Annotated in this window: 14 protein-coding genes and 1 riboswitch; of the genes, 4 read left to right on the forward strand and 10 right to left on the reverse strand. The window is 41.4% G+C overall.

Annotated elements, in window-relative coordinates; all coding sequences use genetic code 11:
• The first annotated feature begins 215 nt into the window (after window positions 1-215).
• A riboswitch (glycine riboswitch) is annotated at window positions 216-294 on the forward strand.
• A 207-nt stretch (window positions 295-501) separates the two neighbouring features.
• From N0M92_RS19745 to N0M92_RS19755, 3 genes are all read left to right on the forward strand, one after another.
• Window positions 502-1,845 carry an amino acid permease gene (locus N0M92_RS19745; protein ID WP_260287437.1) on the forward strand — a complete coding sequence of 448 codons (1,344 nt, stop codon included), beginning with the start codon at window positions 502-504 and terminating at the stop codon, window positions 1,843-1,845.
• A 286-nt stretch (window positions 1,846-2,131) separates the two neighbouring features.
• A complete protein-coding gene (locus tag N0M92_RS19750) occupies window positions 2,132-2,332 on the forward strand; it encodes a DUF3311 domain-containing protein (RefSeq protein ID WP_048685209.1) in 201 nt (66 codons plus the stop codon).
• Complete coding sequence (locus tag N0M92_RS19755) at window positions 2,329-3,807, forward strand: sodium:solute symporter family protein (protein ID WP_260287438.1); 1,479 nt, start codon at window positions 2,329-2,331, stop codon at window positions 3,805-3,807. Before N0M92_RS19750 ends, N0M92_RS19755 begins: the two co-directional genes overlap by 4 nt.
• A gap of 592 nt (window positions 3,808-4,399) precedes the next feature.
• On the opposite strand, the gene argH is transcribed toward N0M92_RS19755, so the two are convergent.
• The 5 genes from argH to N0M92_RS19780 are packed head-to-tail and all read right to left on the reverse strand — an operon-like array spanning window position 4,400 to window position 11,061.
• Window positions 4,400-5,914: an argininosuccinate lyase gene (argH, locus tag N0M92_RS19760; RefSeq protein ID WP_260287439.1), complete on the reverse strand. Its 1,515-nt coding sequence runs from the start codon at window positions 5,912-5,914 to the stop codon at window positions 4,400-4,402.
• A gap of 16 nt (window positions 5,915-5,930) precedes the next feature.
• A complete protein-coding gene (locus N0M92_RS19765; protein WP_260287440.1) occupies window positions 5,931-7,619 on the reverse strand; it encodes an ABC transporter permease in 1,689 nt (562 codons plus the stop codon).
• The gene (locus N0M92_RS19770) at window positions 7,616-8,728 is read right to left on the reverse strand and encodes an ABC transporter ATP-binding protein (RefSeq protein ID WP_260287441.1); all 1,113 of its coding nucleotides are present in this window, start codon (window positions 8,726-8,728) and stop codon (window positions 7,616-7,618) included. Before N0M92_RS19770 ends, N0M92_RS19765 begins: the two co-directional genes overlap by 4 nt.
• Window positions 8,729-8,743: 15 nt before the next feature.
• Window positions 8,744-9,835, reverse strand: a complete 1,092-nt coding sequence (locus N0M92_RS19775) for an extracellular solute-binding protein (RefSeq protein ID WP_260287442.1) — start codon at window positions 9,833-9,835, stop codon at window positions 8,744-8,746.
• Window positions 9,835-11,061 carry an ROK family transcriptional regulator gene (locus N0M92_RS19780; protein ID WP_260287443.1) on the reverse strand — a complete coding sequence of 409 codons (1,227 nt, stop codon included), beginning with the start codon at window positions 11,059-11,061 and terminating at the stop codon, window positions 9,835-9,837. The genes N0M92_RS19775 and N0M92_RS19780 overlap by 1 nt, the downstream gene beginning before the upstream one ends.
• A 254-nt stretch (window positions 11,062-11,315) precedes the next feature.
• Between N0M92_RS19780 and N0M92_RS19785 the strand changes: the two genes are divergently transcribed.
• Window positions 11,316-13,823, forward strand: coding sequence for an NEW3 domain-containing protein (locus N0M92_RS19785; RefSeq protein WP_260287444.1), 2,508 nt, complete (start codon window positions 11,316-11,318; stop codon window positions 13,821-13,823).
• Window positions 13,824-14,051: 228 nt separating this feature from the next.
• Here the strand turns inward: N0M92_RS19785 and N0M92_RS19790 are convergent, their stop codons facing one another.
• The 5 genes from N0M92_RS19790 to N0M92_RS19810 all read right to left on the reverse strand — a co-directional run.
• Window positions 14,052-14,786, reverse strand: a complete 735-nt coding sequence (locus N0M92_RS19790; RefSeq protein WP_311202579.1) for an amino acid ABC transporter ATP-binding protein — start codon at window positions 14,784-14,786, stop codon at window positions 14,052-14,054.
• On the reverse strand, window positions 14,783-15,427 hold the full coding sequence (locus N0M92_RS19795; RefSeq protein ID WP_076370951.1) for an amino acid ABC transporter permease: 645 nt from the start codon (window positions 15,425-15,427) through the stop codon (window positions 14,783-14,785). Before N0M92_RS19795 ends, N0M92_RS19790 begins: the two co-directional genes overlap by 4 nt.
• A gap of 64 nt (window positions 15,428-15,491) precedes the next feature.
• Window positions 15,492-16,268: a transporter substrate-binding domain-containing protein gene (locus N0M92_RS19800; RefSeq protein WP_260287445.1), complete on the reverse strand. Its 777-nt coding sequence runs from the start codon at window positions 16,266-16,268 to the stop codon at window positions 15,492-15,494.
• A 391-nt stretch (window positions 16,269-16,659) separates the two neighbouring features.
• Window positions 16,660-16,938, reverse strand: a complete 279-nt coding sequence (locus N0M92_RS19805) for a hypothetical protein (protein WP_260287446.1) — start codon at window positions 16,936-16,938, stop codon at window positions 16,660-16,662.
• 5 nt (window positions 16,939-16,943) lie between these two features.
• A partial coding sequence (locus N0M92_RS19810) for an IS110 family RNA-guided transposase (protein WP_260287447.1) occupies window positions 16,944-17,719 on the reverse strand: 776 nt, incomplete at its 5' end.

The following is a 17,719-nucleotide window of genomic DNA, read 5'->3' on the forward strand; positions in this document are numbered from 1 at the left end:
TTAAACCTTAAGTTAATACAGGCCACCATTAATCTGCACATAATGCCGGTTTCATTTCAAAAAAATTTGTTGACCTACCGAAAAATAGATGATAGAATTCCAATATTATTTTATAAGCATAATGAATGATCCAACAGTGGAAGATTAACACTGACAGACATTTCTTCACAACCGCATACAAGCAAGCGATGAATGCTATGGATGACACTATAGCAGGAGCAGCTTCTGGAGAGACTGTACAAGATGCAGCGCCGAAGGATTCACAATCTCAGGCAAAAGGACAGAAGAGTAACGAATGATAGAATTGTTATTCTGAACCCTTTAAGAGATTGGTATTATCCAATCTCTTTTTTTATTGTCCAATTTGTGATTGGACTTAAAACTACACTCTTGAAAACCAATGGAATAGGCAAGCAGGGCAAAAAATCACGCCCCTCTCTCCAAGACCATGCAGGTTGAAATCATTCACTAACAAGACTATAAAAAACGGGGGCGCAAGAATTGGCTAAACAGGAATTAAAAAGAGATTTAAAAAATCGACATGTACAACTGATTGCAATAGGAGGAACCATTGGCACCGGTTTATTTTTAGGATCCGGAAAAGCCATACAATTGGCTGGGCCTTCCATTATATTCTCCTATCTGATAATAGGGATTGCCTTGTTTTTTGTGATGAGGGCGCTGGGCGAATTGCTATTATCCAATGCAGGTTATGCATCATTCACTGAATTTGCAACCGAATATGTCGGTCCATGGGCTGGATTCGTGACAGGTTGGACATATTGGTTCTGTTGGATCATGACCGCAATGGCCGATATCATAGCTGTCGGTGTCTATATACAATATTGGTTCGATATCCCTCAATGGATTCCGGCTCTAATATGCCTAGTCATTCTGTTAGGATTGAACCTATTGACCGTTAAGTTATTTGGCGAATTGGAATTTTGGTTTGCCATCATTAAAGTAATCACGATCATTACCTTGATCGTCGTAGGAGTCATTCTTTTGATCATCGGTTTCAATACCAATACCGGAACGGTTTCCGTAACGAACCTATGGAATCATGGGGGCATGTTCCCCAATGGCATTTCCGGATTCCTATTATCTTTACAGTTGGTCGTATTCTCATTTGTCGGTGTCGAATTGGTCGGGGTCTCCGCAGCGGAAACGGCGAACCCGAAAAAGAACATTCCCTCTGCCATCAATAAAATCCCTGTCCGGATTTTACTTTTCTATGTTGGTGCCCTATTCGTCATTCTCTGTGTCAACCCATGGACACAACTTAATGCCTCGAGCAGCCCATTTGTAGAGGTCTTTGCGTTAATCGGCATTCCTGTCGCTGCAGGAATCATCAACTTCGTCGTGTTGACATCCGCTGCTTCTGCATGCAACAGTGGTTTATTTTCAACAAGCCGGATACTCTATACGTTAAGCAGGAATGGCGAAGCCCCTGCTAAACTGGAAAAATTAAATAAACAGGCTGTTCCAAGCAATGCCTTATTAACATCCACCATCGTTGTATCAATAGGGGCATTATTGAGCAAGCTGATACCGGAACAGGCGTTTACCGTGGTGACGACCATCAGTGCCATCTGTTTCATTTGGGTATGGAGCATCATCTTGATCTCCCATATCAAATATTCGAAAACAAGGCCTGATCTAAGAGCTCAATCGACTTTCAAGGCTCCTTTTACACCCTTTGTCAATTACGCTATTTTAGGATTATTCCTATTCATCCTTATTGTTATGCTATTCGCTGAAGCTACACGACTATCACTGCTTTTGACCCCAATCTGGTTCATACTCTTGGTGATACTATATAACTATCGAAAAAAATATAGCTAAAGGAAAAAAAGCCTTGAATTCGATTCGATTCAAGGCTTTATCCGTCCATGAAACAGATCAAGAATAGGCAATTGGCGTGTTTTTGCTAAAATATATCAGCTAATTGCATTAAATTTTATATCAAAATAGTGTAAGCTATTATATATCATCGGACCTTTTTAAAAGAAGGTAAATCCGTCTTGCATGAATTTTCCTTCCCGATTTGCTTCACCCAGCCATCAGTGGCCTTGAAGAATAAACCCCATTGATGGACGTTTCACTTATTTAAAACGGAGGGGTTTGTTTAATGAAGATTATATATATCCTTACTCTAGTTCCTTTTATAGGCATACTAGGATTTCTACCTTTTGTTAATAAAATAGAACCATATGTATTAGGGATGCCTTTCAATATGTTCTGGATGGCTATGTGGGTGGTCCTTACCTCTGCCATATTGGGCATCATGTATAAGCTGGATCCCAGGAATCGGGAAGGTGACCAGGAATGAATATTGCTCTCTTAATCATTTTAGCATTTTTACTTCTATCGATATTTTTAGGGATACGCTCTTCAAAAGGAAAAGATATGGACTTGGAACAATGGACGGTGGGCGGACGTGGTTTTGGGGCGATTTTCGTCTTTCTGCTGATGGCCGGTGAAATCTATACGACCTTCTCCTTCCTTGGCGGCAGCGGCTGGGCATATGGCAAGGGCGCACCCGCTCTATATGTTCTAATTTACATTACTTTGTCTTACGTATTATCCTATTGGCTCCTTCCGGAAATATGGAATTATGCCAAAGAAAATAAACTGATGTCCCAATCCGATTTCTTTGTGAGCAAATATAATAGTCCCAGTTTAGGAATTTTGGCTGCACTTGTCGGTGTGGTGTCGATGATTCCAGTAATCGTCGTGCAGCTGAAAGGATTGGGAATCATTGTCTCAGAAGCATCCTATGGTGCCATCTCAATGTCCGAGGCTGTTTGGATGGGGGCGATCAGCCTTACCATTTATGTGATGATCTCCGGTATACACGGTTCCGTTTGGACAGCGGTCATTAAAGATATCATGATGGTCGCCATAATAGGATTTTTGGGGATTTATTTGCCGATTCATTACTTTGGCGGATTTCAGCCGATGTTTGAAGCGATTGACGCGGCCAAGCCTGGTTTTCTAAAGTTCCCTGACCAGGGACTTAGCGTATCATGGTTTATCTCCACGGTAATATTGCTCGTATTCGGTTTCTATATGTGGCCGCAAGTTTTCAGCGCTGTCTTTTCAGCACGCAGCGGCAAGGTATTTCGAAAAAATGCCATCATCAGCCCTTTATATACGCTCATGCTGTTATTCGTCTTTTTCGTTGGGTTTACAGCTATATTGAAAGTGCCCGGACTCGTTGGGGCAGAGGCAGACCTCTCATTGCTGCGCCTTTCGATCGAGACCTTTGATCCATGGTTTATAGGCATAATCGGAGGAGCTGGATTGTTGACCGCCTTGGTGCCGGGATCCATGCTTTTGATGAGCGTCGCTACACTGCTCGCGAAAAATGTCTATAAGGAATTTGCACCTGCAGTATCCGATCGCCACGTTGTACGATTGGCAAAGTTCCTTGTTCCAGTCATTGCCCTTATAGCCGTCTACTTCACCTTAAACGGCGGTGAAACGATGTCAGCATTAATTCTTATGGGATACAGTCTCATTACACAGCTATTCCCGTCCCTGCTCTTTAGTCTGAAGAAGAATAATCCCATCAATAAATATGGCGCAATCGCCGGCATCATCACCGGATTATTCATCGTCATCTGCATTACACTCAGTTCCTCAACTATAGGAACCTTGTTTCCAACCTTGCCGCAAGCCGCAAAAGATTTGAATGTGGGAATCATCGCATTGGCGGTCAATTTCATTGTGATGATCTCGGTAAGTCTTGCTTTAAGAAAGCACACGGTTCAGTTGGAACCTAAATCCATTAACGATATATGAAACAAATTTGAAACGGTTTTTTTGGATAGATAAACATTGGAGGCTCAGTCAAAAGACTGAGCCTTCCTTATTATCGACATCCAAAGTCATAATGTCCTTTTTCTTAAGAGTGATTATAGAAAGTTAATAGCAGCCAAAAGACAAAGTCCCATAATAAACTACTAATCTTTTTTGTTTATAAACAAATCCCCTATTTTAGCTAATAAATACAACGAAAAAATAAGCATCAAGGTTCTGGATACTACCAGACCATCAATAGCTAAATCATATCCTTTAGGTATTAATAATTTAGGGTTAAAGCATAAAGTAATCGATATTACGAAGGTTATTAAAACCAGGATAAAACCGAACTGAGATCTATTTGACATTAACATTCCGCCTTATATTGTGTATTTTACAAAAAAAGCAAATCTAAAGGAAATAATATACATCCATTGTTACTAGGGATATCTCAGTTGCAATAAAAAATCCAAAATAAATAGTCACCCTAATAAAATGAGCTTTCGCAGTGAAGTGCATCGTATTGCGTCCAAGCCAACAAAAAATACTCTTTTTAAGAGGTTCGGGCTTTTACTCGTGGATTTCATGCCCGTTAAAACTCACTTCCTGCTTTCCCGTACCTTCCGTAATCCATTAAAGCCTTCCTGCCCTCATTCATCGCTTCAACGATTCCCTTATATTCGCGCAACTGTTGCTCCAGTTTTTGTTTTCTTTTTACGATCATCCTCGTAACCTCTTTCGGGCTGGGCCCGCCTTGAATGCTTCTAATTTCCACAAAGTATTCGGGAGAGATGATCTTTTTCCATTCGTCTTCAGTTAAATTCACTGCAACGAATTCATTGATGATCTTATTGATGTCTTGTGTGTCCCAATCATAAAGCTCCTTCCCTTCACCTATCGACCGTTTTGCAATATGACTGGCTATGGAATGAGCTTTTCTAAATGATATCTCGTAATCTCTTGATAAGGTATCCGCTAATTCAGTAACCGTTATACTGGATTTTGCGGCCATTTTCTTTGTATGTTCTTCATTTACTTTCAAAGTCGATATGACGGCATACATGAGTTTCATGACACGTCCTGCATTCGAAAAAGCTCGATATAAATGCGGCTGTAAATCATCTTCCGTATCGACGATATCACCAAATGGTGTATTGTGGATCATATTCATTGCAGCGAGTGCATCACCATATGCACTGCTGGCAATCGAACGGGAATGTTCAATGGAAACCGGATTTCTTTTTTGCGGCATGATGCTGCTCACTTGAACATAAGGATCGGCCACATGAAATGTACCAAACTCCCTTGTCACATGCTGCAAGAAATCTTGAATCCATCTCCCTGTATCGACCATGCACGTCATGATGGCCGTTGCGGTTTCCAATAAATAATCCGCTCCTCCTATCGAGTCATAGGAATTCTCGATCACCGAATCAAATCCAAGCAGTTCGGCAGTACGGTTCCTGCTGATCGGAAAACCGGTGGTCGTTAACGCTGCAGCGCCCAAAGGCGATTGGTTAACCGTTTCATAGGCTGCCCATAACCGGCCAATATCCCTTTGAAGCACATCATAAATGGCTAAAAAGTAATGTCCTATCGTAGTCGGCTGAGCCGGTTGGGTATGCGTGTAACCAGTTATATAGGTTTCTGTATGTTTTTCAGCCTGCACCAGGAATGCCTCACTCAAATGGTTTGCATAGCCAATCAATTGGAGCATATGGCCTCTCAAAACAAGCCGGTACATCGCGACTCCCATATCATTACGACTGCGGCCGATATGAATCTTCCCTGCAAGTTCATGACCGATTTCCTCACCTATCTTTGCCTCCATCATGAAAAATAAGTCTTCGAATTGGGGCTGATAGGTCAACTGCTCGAGATCTATTTGGGCCACTTTCCGAATCCCGTCAAGCATGGTTTCCGCCTCTTCTTCTTTAATGATCTTTTGTTCCGAAAGCATGATGACATGTGCCCGATGAATATCGAACATTGCATGAAATAAGTAATCTCTTTGATCATTAAAAACAGGCATCAGAAGCTCTCTAGCATAGGTTTTTCCGGGAAAGACACTACCTTCATTTTTGATAAAATCTTCAATCCTGCTCATCTTTAAACCTCCAAATTTATAAAGCTTTTTCCGCTTTGATTCCAAAAAACTTGTTCGAGATAAAGAGAACGATTACAATCAGCGTGATTTGAATCATCCCATAGGCAGCTGCCTGCCCCATATTGAACATTCGAAGCTGATTCATGATTTCAATGGATATGGGCCTGTTTGAAATCGTGTACAACAGGACCGAGGTCGGGAATTCCCCCACAGATTCGATAAATGCCAATAATGTCCCTGATAAAACGCCAGGCATAATAATGGGAAAAATGACCTTTCTGAAGGTATAAAACCACCTTGCCCCCAAATTTCTGGCCGCTTCTTCAATCGAATCATCAAGCTGCTCCAGAACGGCGTTAGTCGAGCGGACAACGAGTGGAATATGTCTGACGAAATAGGCAAGAGGCAAAATCCAAAATGTTCCTACCAATATTTGACCGAAAGAAAAAACGCTAGGTTCATTGAATGCGAATATCAAGTTCATCCCTATGACCGTTGCAGGCAGCGCCCAAGGAATCATGACCAGAATATCGACAAAGCTTTTCCCGACGAATTTCCGTTTGACAAGCACATAGGACGCTATGACCCCAAACACCAGATTTGCCAACGTTGCCATAACCGCCATCAGTAAGCTATTTCGTAACGGTTTGAAGATATTAGGATCTTCAAACAAAAGCCTGTAATTTTCCACATTAAATACTGTTGGATACGTTTGAAATGTCCAGGTTCCATCCGGCACAAGTGAAAGCAAAAGAATCGTAAAGTGCGGTAATAGCAAAATAATTACGCCAATGATGCCCGTTACGACCATCACCCATTTCATAACTGGGCTCTTCACTTCGCTCCTGTGTGCCCCAATCCCTTTCGAAGCCATGCGATAATCTTTCCTATTCTGATACCAACGCATGAATAATAGAAATGAAATCGAAACGATGGATAGAATGACGGATTGAGTAGCGGCAATTTCCATATCACCATTTATTTTTGAAAAATAAATTTGCAGGCTTAACACCCTGTATCCGCCAGCCAATAAAAACGGGGCACTGAATGAAGCCATTGATATCATGAAAACAAGCAAAGCAGCGGCAACGATGGCAGGTGTCAATAATGGAAATGTCACCTTCCAAAAAACCTTGAATTTATTAGCTCCTAAGTTATAAGCAGCTTCTTCAAGTGATGGATCTATTTTATTGATTGCAGCGGATACGGTCATATAAAAATAGACATACATCGTATAGGCATGCACAATAAGGATTCCCGAAACCCCGCCAATTTTAAATGGAACTTTATCGAGACCAAACAGGTCCTTGATGGCATTCGGAATCAATCCCGATTCTCCATATAAAAACATAAAAGCCATGACCCCTACCAATGATGGAAGGACAATCGGCAAAATCGCTGCCGATGAAAAGAAGCTTCTGCCGGGAAAGTCATAACGGTTAAAGATAAATGCGAGCGGAATGCCAATCAAGGCACTGACCAATACACTCAATAAGGATATATAAACGGAATTCCATAGCGCCTCTAGGTTCGTTTTCGATTCCTGCACGAAGAAGTCCTGATAATTTCCAAGGGATATCGTTCCGTCTTTTTGCAGACTTTCGATAAAGGTCCTCAACGATGGGTAGAGAACATACGCTACGAGCACCATAACAACTGGTATAAGGAGCAAAATCGTCAATCTCGTATCACGATTTTTAATCATGGGGCATCACCGCTTATGATAGGGATAAGACGCAGCTGTCTCTCAGGAAGCTGGACATACACTTCCTTTCCTTGATGAAAGTATCCAAAATCCTGAGTGTTGAATACGTCAACCCTTAGTAACACATCTTGAACATCCACCATGACATTCACAACAGATCCAAAGAATTGGACAGAATTTATTTTAGCTTTAAAGATATTCGTTCCTTCTTCGGCTGCATCCAGAATTCTGATTGCTTCAGGACGAATCGAAACAGCAAGATCAGCATCATTCTGTACGATTGAAATTCCTTCCCTTGCTTGATTTTCTACATTCAATTTAATCGGTTGTTCACTATTTTTAAGCGCAACCACTATATTCTCTTGTTGAACGTTTTCGACCTGAACGGGCAATAGATTAATCTCGCCTATAAAACTCGCCACAAAGTCATTGGCCGGCTGATTATAAATTTCTGCCGGCGTCCCGACCTGGTGACATACACCATAATTGAACACAGCGATCCGATCACTCATGGATAATGCCTCGGCCTGATCATGTGTGACATAAATGGTGGTAATCTTATAATCACGCTGCAGCCTTAAGATTTCCACTCTCATTTCATCACGAAGCTTGGCGTCCAGATTACTTAATGGCTCATCCAGCAGTAATATTTCCGGTTCAATGACCAGTGCTCTCGCAAGGGCCACCCGCTGCTGCTGCCCTCCGCTTAACTGGCTCACTTGCCGATTCGAGTAGCTCTCCAGCCTGACCTTTTGGAGGGCATCCAGCACTCTCCTCTTTAAGTCAGCAGAAGAAACTTTTCTTACACGCAAGCCAAACGCTACATTATCAAAAACAGTCATGTGGGGAAAGAGGGCATAGTTTTGAAAAACCATGCCAGTATTTCTTTTCTCCGGAGGTACACGCGTCATATCTTTGTCGCCAAATCGGACGACACCTTTTGTCGGATAATAAAAACCGGCAATCATCCGAAGCGTTGTCGTTTTCCCGCAGCCACTTGGACCAAGAAAGGTAAAAAACTCCCCTTCTTTTATTTCCAGATTTAAATGGTCGACAGCTATCGTTTTCCCGAAGGCTTTTTGGACATTCTCTATTTTTATTGACGCCATCCCAACGACACTTCCTTATTCTTTAATTTCTTTATCTCCACTTTTAATATTTTCGTCCCAATATTTCATCCACTCGTCACCTTTTTCTTCGAATGCATCCCAATCAATATCCATCGCTTTAATTTCTGTTTCCGTGATCCATTCAGGTAAATCCTTCACATCATTTCTGGTCGGAATTCTGTAAAATTCATCTGCTAGAATTTTTGCGGCTTCCGGTGAATTCACAAACTCATAAAAAGCTTCTGCCGCTTTGGGGTGCTTGGCACCTTCAACGATGGCGATACCTTCTGTCAAAACTGGCGTTCCGCTTTCTGGAATGACAAATTCAAACGGATAATTTTTATTTTCCTTAAGCATGACAACATCCGGCATTGCCCAAACGGAAAGTGAGCCCTCTCCTTTGGCCACCTTGTTATACATCATTTCCGGGTTTGCTGAATATTCCTTTGTGTTTTGGTCGAGCTTCTTTAACCAGTCATACCCTTCTTTTGGATCATTTGTATCCTTATACGTACGATAGATCATCGCAGAAAAAATTGTCCTCATCGTTCCGGAGGCTAACGGATAGCGAATGATGATTTCGTCTTTCCACTTTGGATCAAGCAGCTCATCCCAATCTTTCGGCACCTCGTCTTTTGAAAGTTCTTTGCTGTTATACATGATGACTTCCGGCGTCTGGCTCGTTCCCGTCCAATACCATTCCGGATCGCGGAATCCTTCATCGAGACTATCGGAATAGCTAGGCTTATAAGCAGCCAGCAGCCCATCACTCTTTGCTTGATTGAAGTTCGTGGAAGGTGCCCCCCACCAAACATCTGCCTGCGGATTGCTTTTCTCTGATCGAACGCGGTCAAGGATTTCCTGAGACCCCATATCAAGCCACTCAACATCAATACCATACTCATCTTCGAACTGTTTTTCGAATTTTGATAAAATATCTTTGCCATGCGGTGAATAAACAACGATCTTATCTTCCAGCTCACCTTTTTTTCCCTTGGCACCGCCAGCTTCCGAATTCGTTTTCGTATCTGCACCGTTACATCCCGAAATCAATAGTGCAGCCGATAAGGCCATTACTGAAACAAGCTTCTTTTTCTTATTTTTCATTAATACTCCCCCTCATCACGAAAATTCAAAATGCCATCATGTTCCCTTAAGAAAAGGGAAACCGCTCCAAGTACTCCTGCGTTTTCTCCCAGTTGTGAAGTTTTCATTTCTACTAAACTAGGAAGATACCGATCAACGATTTCCCGAATTCTAGGTAAAATGTATTCAGATGAATTTAAAACACCACCTCCTAAAATAATCACCTCTGGATTTAGTAAACTGGCCGCATTGACAATGCCGCAGGCCAAATGCTCAATGGCTTCATTTATGACGGCAATGGCTGTCGCGTCTCCTTTTTTTGCTGACAAAAAGGCATCCTCCCCCGATAGTTCGGAAGATTTGGCCCGTTCGAATAAAGAATGCTGAGGATCCTTTAGAACCTCCCTTGTATAATGACTTCCAATCGACTTTCCTCCTGCGACACTTTCCAAATAGCCGTATCTATGGAAAACCGGCTTGAATTCACGCTTCATATCCTCTTTGTCCGTTACCATATATCCCATTTCCCCAGCTGCACTGGAAGCTCCTCTGTATAACTGGTTATTCAAGATGATGCCGCTTCCTATCCCCGTACCAACCGCAATGAACAGTAAATTCCGCTTATTTTGGGCATTGCCCAGCCATTGTTCACCTAGCGCAGCCGCGTTTACATCATTGTCTAGAAATATGGGGAAATCAAAATACCGTTTCGCTTCGGCTATGAAGGGATATTGTACCCAGCCTAAACTTGGTGCCTCTATTACCAATCCGCTTGCCGTTTGCGTTATACCAGGGATCCCGACTCCCATCCCCAATACCCTACCTTTCGTAATCTGATTCTTTGCAATTAACCGTTCCGTTTCAATCGCCATTTGTTTAAGAAGCCCTGATTGTAAATAGGTGTTAGTTGAAAAACTAGTGTCGGCAAGGATGTTGCCGCTTAAATCACTTAAAATGATTTTCACTTTCGTCCCGCCTATATCGACCCCAATGATATAGGCAGCCTTATCATTAAAAAAGAGCTGGATAGGCCTTCTCCCTCCTTGAGAGGAGGATTCTCCTATTCCTTTCTCGAATACCCATTTCTCCTGTATAAGTTCATCCACAGCCAGAGAAACAGTTGGTTTACTTAGCTGAAGCTTAACGGCGATTTCAGCTCTTGAAATGGGCGAACATTCCTGGATGCATTGAATGATTCTTTTTTTATTGACATATTTCTGATGACTGGTTGGTCTTTTAAAACTCATCACATCACGGCCTTACATTATTTAGTTAGTAAATCTTCCTAATTAAGTAAAAATATAACTTAAAAAAATCCAGCACACAAGTTTTTTCTGAACTTTTAGAATGTTTAATCTTTAATAGTTACTTCGCATCATTTACATTTATAACCATCGATGTTATTTATTAGATAAGTTTTTTTCGTCTGGGTTAGTTAGAAAATATTACTAACCTACATTTTTTTAGGTGTTTTATAAAATTGAAGGGGGTTAAAAGAATAATGAAAAAAGCTCTGTTATCGTTGCTTTCCCTTTTGTTGGTCCTTGCCTTATTGCCGCTTGGAGGTAGAGCTGCAAATCCTGAGGAAGCCAACGTCGAGTTATGGAATGCGGTCAAGCCGCTCGAGACGACCGTGACATTCTTGAACAGCGGTGCACATCCGGATGATGAACGCAGTGATTTTCTCGCTTATCTATCGAGAGGGTTAGGGGTTAAGACATCCAGCCTGATTGCAAACCGTGGTGAAGGAGGACAAAATGAAATTGGGGATGAACTGGACAATGCTCTTGGGATCATCCGTTCAAGGGAAATGATAGAAGCTGCAAAAATTACCGGGGTTAGGGCCTATCATTTAAGTGAAACTACCTCAGATCCCATTTATGATTTCGGTTTCTCTAAAACACCAGAGGAAACATTGGAAAAATGGGGTGAGGAACTCACCTATGAAAGGCTAATCCGCTTTATTCGGACGTATCAGCCGGATATATTGATGCCATCCTTTCAAAATGATGATACCCAGCATGGACATCACCGAACAATGACAATCTTAAGTGAACGTGCCTTTAAGGATGCCGCCGACCCAACCGTGTTTCCACAACAATTGAAACAAGGTCTCTCGGTATGGCAGGTGAAAAAGTTATATTTACCCGTTTCCTCGGCAGATCAAGCAACCACTTCAATTGAAATTGGTAAATTTGACCCAATTTACAATATGACTTACCCTCAGCTTGGAGAACAATCACGCTATCTGCATAAAAGCCAAGGCATGGGTTCTGATATCCCTGCAGCACCTCGCCAGATCCATCTGGATTTGAAGCAAAGCGCCGTTGATACAAAAAAACAGTCTGACCTTTTTGCAGGTGTACCTTACAATTTTACTGAATGGGCTGAAAAACTCCCTCGCCAAGCCTCAAAATTGAAAGGTGAATTTAAATACCTGCAACGGAATTTGGACGCCGTCATTGCGGCTTATCCAAATGAAAAACGTGTTTTTTCAACATCCCAAAATGCTCTCTCCAATGTTCGTTCAATTACTGCGCAAGTCAAGAAGGCAAAGCTAAGCCCTGCCATTAAGAACGACCTGCTTCATAAGCTCTTATTAAAAGAAGAGCAATTGCAAAACGTCAGTTATGTCTCTTCAGGACTCGAAGTTCAAGCTAACGCGGCTTCAAAGATCCTTACGAAAGGCCAAAGAACGAATGTTTCCGTTACCGTGAAGAATAAAGGGAAACAAACCTTAAAAAAAGTCACTGCTGCTTTGAACGTGCCTAAAGGCTGGAAGACCAAAACAAAAGCTAAAGATGTCAATCTGGCACCAAATAAATCAGCGACAATGACCTACCTGGTCGAGGTCCCAGAAGATGCAGCCTATTACCATGCCTATGATCACTCAACCATTACAACAAGCATTTCTTATAAATACGGCAGCACAAAAACGGCCATCAAGGAAGAATTGGACGGAACGATCGCTGTCCTTCCCGACGTTGGCCTTACCCTATCTCCTGAAGATATAGTCGTAAATACAGCAGATGTAACAGAAGAAGTCCCAGTGACCGTAACCTTGAAAAACTACACAGAAGGAAAAACATCAGCTAAGGTCGCTTTAAAAGTCCCTGAAAATTGGGGAGTTCATCCCAAAAATGCCACTGTATCATTTAATGAAAAGTCAGAGGAAAAACAAGTGAAGTTCACTCTCAGACCGCCGAAGGCAATCCAAAATGGTGAATATCAGGTTAAGGCAGCTGCTACTGTCAATGGGAAAACCTTCGATTCGACCATTCAGGAAATTTCCTATAACCATATCGGAACATTCTATTACCAATACCCAGCAGCTATCGACACCGTTGCATTTGAGCTTTTGAAGCCAGCTTCATTAAAAGTGGGGTACATTGAAAGTGGATTCGATAAAGTGGCAGATTATTTGAGCAATGCAGGCCTGAACATTACGAAGTTAACTGCAGCCGATTTAGCTGAAGGTGATTTAAGTCAATATGATACGATCGTTACAGGCATCCGTGCTTATCTATCAAGGGAAGATTTAAAGGCAAATAACGCACGCTTACTTGAATATGTGGAAAACGGCGGTCATCTCGTCGTTCAATACCATAAACCGGGTGATGGATGGGATGCCCTGAAGACAGCTCCATATCCCCTTACCCTCGGGAATCCTTCCATTCGCTGGCGGGTAACCGATGAAAATGCCAAGGTAAACGTCTTGAAACCAGAATCGACTCTCTTTAACTATCCAAATAAAATAACAAGTGATGACTGGAGCAATTGGGTCCAAGAAAGAGGATTGTATTTCCCAATGAAATGGGATGAACGGTTTGAAACATTCATTTCCATGGCCGACCCAAATGAAGAACCGTTTGATGGCGGAATCCTCATGACTAAATACGGCAAAGGCACCTACCTCTACACCAACCTTGTCCTATATAGGCAAATTCAAAGCCAGGTACCAGGCGGATATCGAATCATGACGAACTTAATTAGTTACGGTGCCAAGTAAATAAAAAAAAACCTATGCATGCGGCGAATGCATAGGTTTTTTTTTGATGCTTGCCCGATGATTTAATAAACATGCCTGACTGACTCCTGCTCTAAAAAACAAAAAAGTCATGCACAAAGATAAGGAAAAGGCTGATGCGTTTGGGTTGCCCTCATTTCCCGCATTCCTTTCCCACACTTCATGCACAATTTCATTCATGATGTACCATGGTCTTTAACAGTCATCCCATTAAAGCACTTTGCTCAAGAATGCTTTCGTTCTTTCGTGCTGAGGGTTACCGAATAATTCATTCGGCTCATTTTCTTCCACGATATACCCTCCATCCATGAATATGACCCGGTCCCCGACTTCCCGGGCAAAGCCCATTTCATGCGTAACGACGACCATGGTCATGCCTTCCTGGGCAAGTTGTTTCATTACTTCCAAAACATCGCCGACCATTTCAGGGTCAAGGGCCGAAGTCGGTTCATCAAATAGCATGATTTTCGGATTCATCGCCAATGCCCTTGCGATGGCGACCCGCTGTTTTTGTCCGCCGGAAAGTTCCCCTGGGTAGCTATTTGCTTTTTCCTTAAGCCCAACCTTATCCAATAACTCAAGCGCCAACCTTCCTGCTTCAGCTTTCTCGGTGGCACGAATTTTAATAGGGCCCAATGTTATGTTCTCAAGGACGGTTTTATGGGGAAATAAATTGAAATGCTGAAAAACCATTCCAACTTCTTGCCGTACTTTGTTTATATTGATTTTCCTTTTAGGATCTGTTATATCATGTCCGTTAATGACCACCTCACCGCCCGTAACTTCCTCAAGGAGATTCAGGCAACGCAGGAATGTACTCTTTCCAGATCCAGAAGGGCCTATTACGCAAATTACTTCCTTTTCCTGCACTTCTGCATTAATATCTTTTAAAACCTCGACAGTTCCAAATGATTTTCTCAGGTTTTTCACAGTAATAATGCTCATCGAACTTGTACCCTCCTTTCTATGAAATTAGCAATTAGGGTTAACAAATAGATGATGATAAAGTAAATCACACCAACGGCCAGCCAAATCTTGAATGCTTCAAAGGTTGCCGAAGCTTGAATCTGACCTTGCTGGGTTAAATCGGCTATACCAATGACGGATAATAGCGAAGTGTCTTTCAAGCTGATGATCGATTGGTTCGTAATCGTAGGCAGCATCCTTCTAAAGGCTTGCGGCAGCACGACATACCTCATTGTTTGAGTACCCGTGAACCCGATCGATCTTGCGGCTTCCGTTTGTCCTTTATCGATGGATTGTATCCCCGCCCTTATTATTTCAGCAAAATATGCCCCTGCATTGATGGCAACGGTAATTATTCCAGCTGTTGTACTGTCCAAAGAAATCAAATTCAGTGAATTCACACCAAAATAGATAAAGAACAACTGCACGATGAACGGTGTCCCTCGTATCGCATCCACATAAACCTTTGCAATCCAGTTCAAGATCTTGATGGGGGCAAGTCGCAGCAAAGCGACCAGTAAACCAATCAAAAAACCTAGGATAATGGCAATCACAAAGATATAAAGTGTCACCTGAAGTCCTTTTAATAAAATTGGCAGTGCCGCAACAATTATATCCATTTCTTTCACCCCTTTAAAAAAGAAAGCGCGCCATGAGCGCGCCTACCGAGATTTACTCTATCGTTTATTCACCAAGATACGTTTTAATAATTTCATCATACGTGCCGTCCTTTTTCAGATTGGCCAGACCATCATTTATTTTCTTCAATAAATCCTTGTTCTGCCCCTTCAATACAGCAATTCCATATTGGTCACCATTCAAACGGTCACCTACGATTTTCAGCCCAAGATCTTTTTGGGCGATGGCATAGGAGATAACCGGGTAATCTTCTATAAGAGCATCCGCATTACCGTTGGCCACTTCCTGGAACATCGCTGGACTATCATTGAATTGAACTACTTTAATTCCTAGTTCCGTAGCATTATCCTGTGCATATTTAGCACCTGTTGTCCCTTTTTTGACTGCAATGGTTTTTCCTTTAAGGTCTTTAACAGTTTTAGTGCTTGTATTATCTTTTTTAACAACTATTGTTAATCCTGCGTCAAAATACGGTGTTGAGAAATCCACTACCTTTTTTCTTTCCTCTGTAATGCTCATGCCCGCAATGGCCACATCAAGCTGATTGGCTTGCATAGCCGGAATGATTCCGCCAAAATCCATCGGAGACAATTTGATTTTAAAATCCTGGTCTTTCGCAATTGCATTGATCAATTCTATATCAATACCTTTATATTCGTTCCCCTCTTTAAATTCAAAAGGAGGATAAGTCGTATCCACACCAATTTTATATACCTTGTCAGGTTCCTTTTCCTCACCTGCACTTTTTTCTTCATTGGTTCCACAAGCCGAGATAAAGATAGTTAGAATCAAAAACATACTCAATAAACCAAGTTTCTTCATTTAAATCACTCCAATTCTTAGATTATACGTGATAATAAATAATTCTCCCTATAATATAGCATAAGAATAAAGTATTATAATATGAATTTTTAGAATATACATTATTTTCTTTAAATAATTTTTATGGATGTTTACCCCAATATTATTTCAGTGATGGAACATCAAAAAAGTATATGGAAACCTTCACTTTAAAATAGCCGACATGCCATCGATACCTGTAAAACAAGACCATTAGAGGGCGGTTATATTCTAGTTTATGAGCGTTCAAATGTTAATTGATTTGTTTTTTTGTATGAAAACACAATAGAAAAAAAGCCATACAAAAATAAACCCTTCAAATTCTTATTTATTTTTGATGGGCGTAAATGTACTATGTCGTTATTTTAACTGGTTATGCAGTTTGTTGTTCAGATGGAGCGATTGTATAACCTTTCTTTTTTAGGTATTCGATCATTTTTAATTCTTTGTTATTTTGTTTTTCTTCAAGGTAATTTGAGCCTAGTTCATGATAAGGTTCTCCTGTTTTTAAGATGTTGTAAGTAATCGTTAATAGTAAATGGGCAGAAGCAATTCGTCCCTTCATTTTTCCTTGCCGTTTGGTAATCCTTTTTCGATGTGAAGCAATTCGATTATTTTGCCGTGATGTCGCTAATACACATTCTACGGCCATCGTTTTTAAAGCTTTATTTCCTTGTGTGGTTTTACTCGTTTTTTTTTACCAGCACTTTCGTAATTTCCAGGACTCACACCAGCCCAAGAGGCAAGATGTTTAGCTGACTTAAATACGGACATATCAACACCCATCTCCGCAATAAAAGTAGCTGCCGCAGCTTTGTTCACACCAGGTATACCATCCAATAATTCTACCTCCTTACGATAGGGGGACAGGAGTTGATCGATTTGTTTTTCCAATTCTTCTATGGTTTGTTCTAAATAACTCATATGCTCCCAATGGTAACGCAACATATCACGATGATGACGGCGAATACGCCCATTAATTGCACTGGCAATGTCAGTAATACTTGCTTTTGTTCGCCAATCTACCATTTTTCGAAGACCATCGGTCTCTATTTTTTCACCGTTTAGAATCGCTTCGAGGATACGGCGTCCCGATACACCAAAAATGTCTGATAGCACGGATGTTAGCTTGATATTAGCATCTTGAAGAATTTTGTGAATGCGATTCTGCTCTGATGTGCGATGATGAATCAATTTTTTTCGATAACGAGTAAGATCCCGTAAATCACGAATATCCTCTGGTGGTACAAAATTGCTTTCAATAAGTCCGCATCTTAGAAGCTTGGCAAGCCATTCGGCATCTTTTACATCAGTTTTACGCCCTGGAACATTTTTGACATGCCTGGCATTGGCAAGAACAAGGTGAAAAGATCCTTCGAGTATATTCCATATTGGTTTCCAGTAGACTCCGGTACTTTCCATCACAACATCGG

This window comes from Peribacillus aracenensis (assembly GCF_025175645.1).
Classification (GTDB): domain Bacteria; phylum Bacillota; class Bacilli; order Bacillales; family DSM-1321; genus Peribacillus; species Peribacillus aracenensis.

Coding starts and splice junctions, on each gene's coding strand:
- N0M92_RS19765 (WP_260287440.1), bottom strand. CDS start 7,619: ATGATTAAAAATCGTGATACGAGATTGACGATTTTGCTCCTTATACCA.
- N0M92_RS19800 (WP_260287445.1), bottom strand. CDS start 16,268: ATGAAGAAACTTGGTTTATTGAGTATGTTTTTGATTCTAACTATCTTT.
- argH (WP_260287439.1), bottom strand. CDS start 5,914: ATGAGCAGGATTGAAGATTTTATCAAAAATGAAGGTAGTGTCTTTCCC.
- N0M92_RS19775 (WP_260287442.1), bottom strand. CDS start 9,835: ATGAAAAATAAGAAAAAGAAGCTTGTTTCAGTAATGGCCTTATCGGCT.
- N0M92_RS19780 (WP_260287443.1), bottom strand. CDS start 11,061: ATGAGTTTTAAAAGACCAACCAGTCATCAGAAATATGTCAATAAAAAA.
- N0M92_RS19750 (WP_048685209.1), top strand. CDS start 2,132: ATGAAGATTATATATATCCTTACTCTAGTTCCTTTTATAGGCATACTA.
- N0M92_RS19785 (WP_260287444.1), top strand. CDS start 11,316: ATGAAAAAAGCTCTGTTATCGTTGCTTTCCCTTTTGTTGGTCCTTGCC.
- N0M92_RS19790 (WP_311202579.1), bottom strand. CDS start 14,786: ATGAGCATTATTACTGTGAAAAACCTGAGAAAATCATTTGGAACTGTC.
- N0M92_RS19755 (WP_260287438.1), top strand. CDS start 2,329: ATGAATATTGCTCTCTTAATCATTTTAGCATTTTTACTTCTATCGATA.
- N0M92_RS19805 (WP_260287446.1), bottom strand. CDS start 16,938: ATGGCCGTAGAATGTGTATTAGCGACATCACGGCAAAATAATCGAATT.
- N0M92_RS19795 (WP_076370951.1), bottom strand. CDS start 15,427: ATGGATATAATTGTTGCGGCACTGCCAATTTTATTAAAAGGACTTCAG.
- N0M92_RS19770 (WP_260287441.1), bottom strand. CDS start 8,728: ATGGCGTCAATAAAAATAGAGAATGTCCAAAAAGCCTTCGGGAAAACG.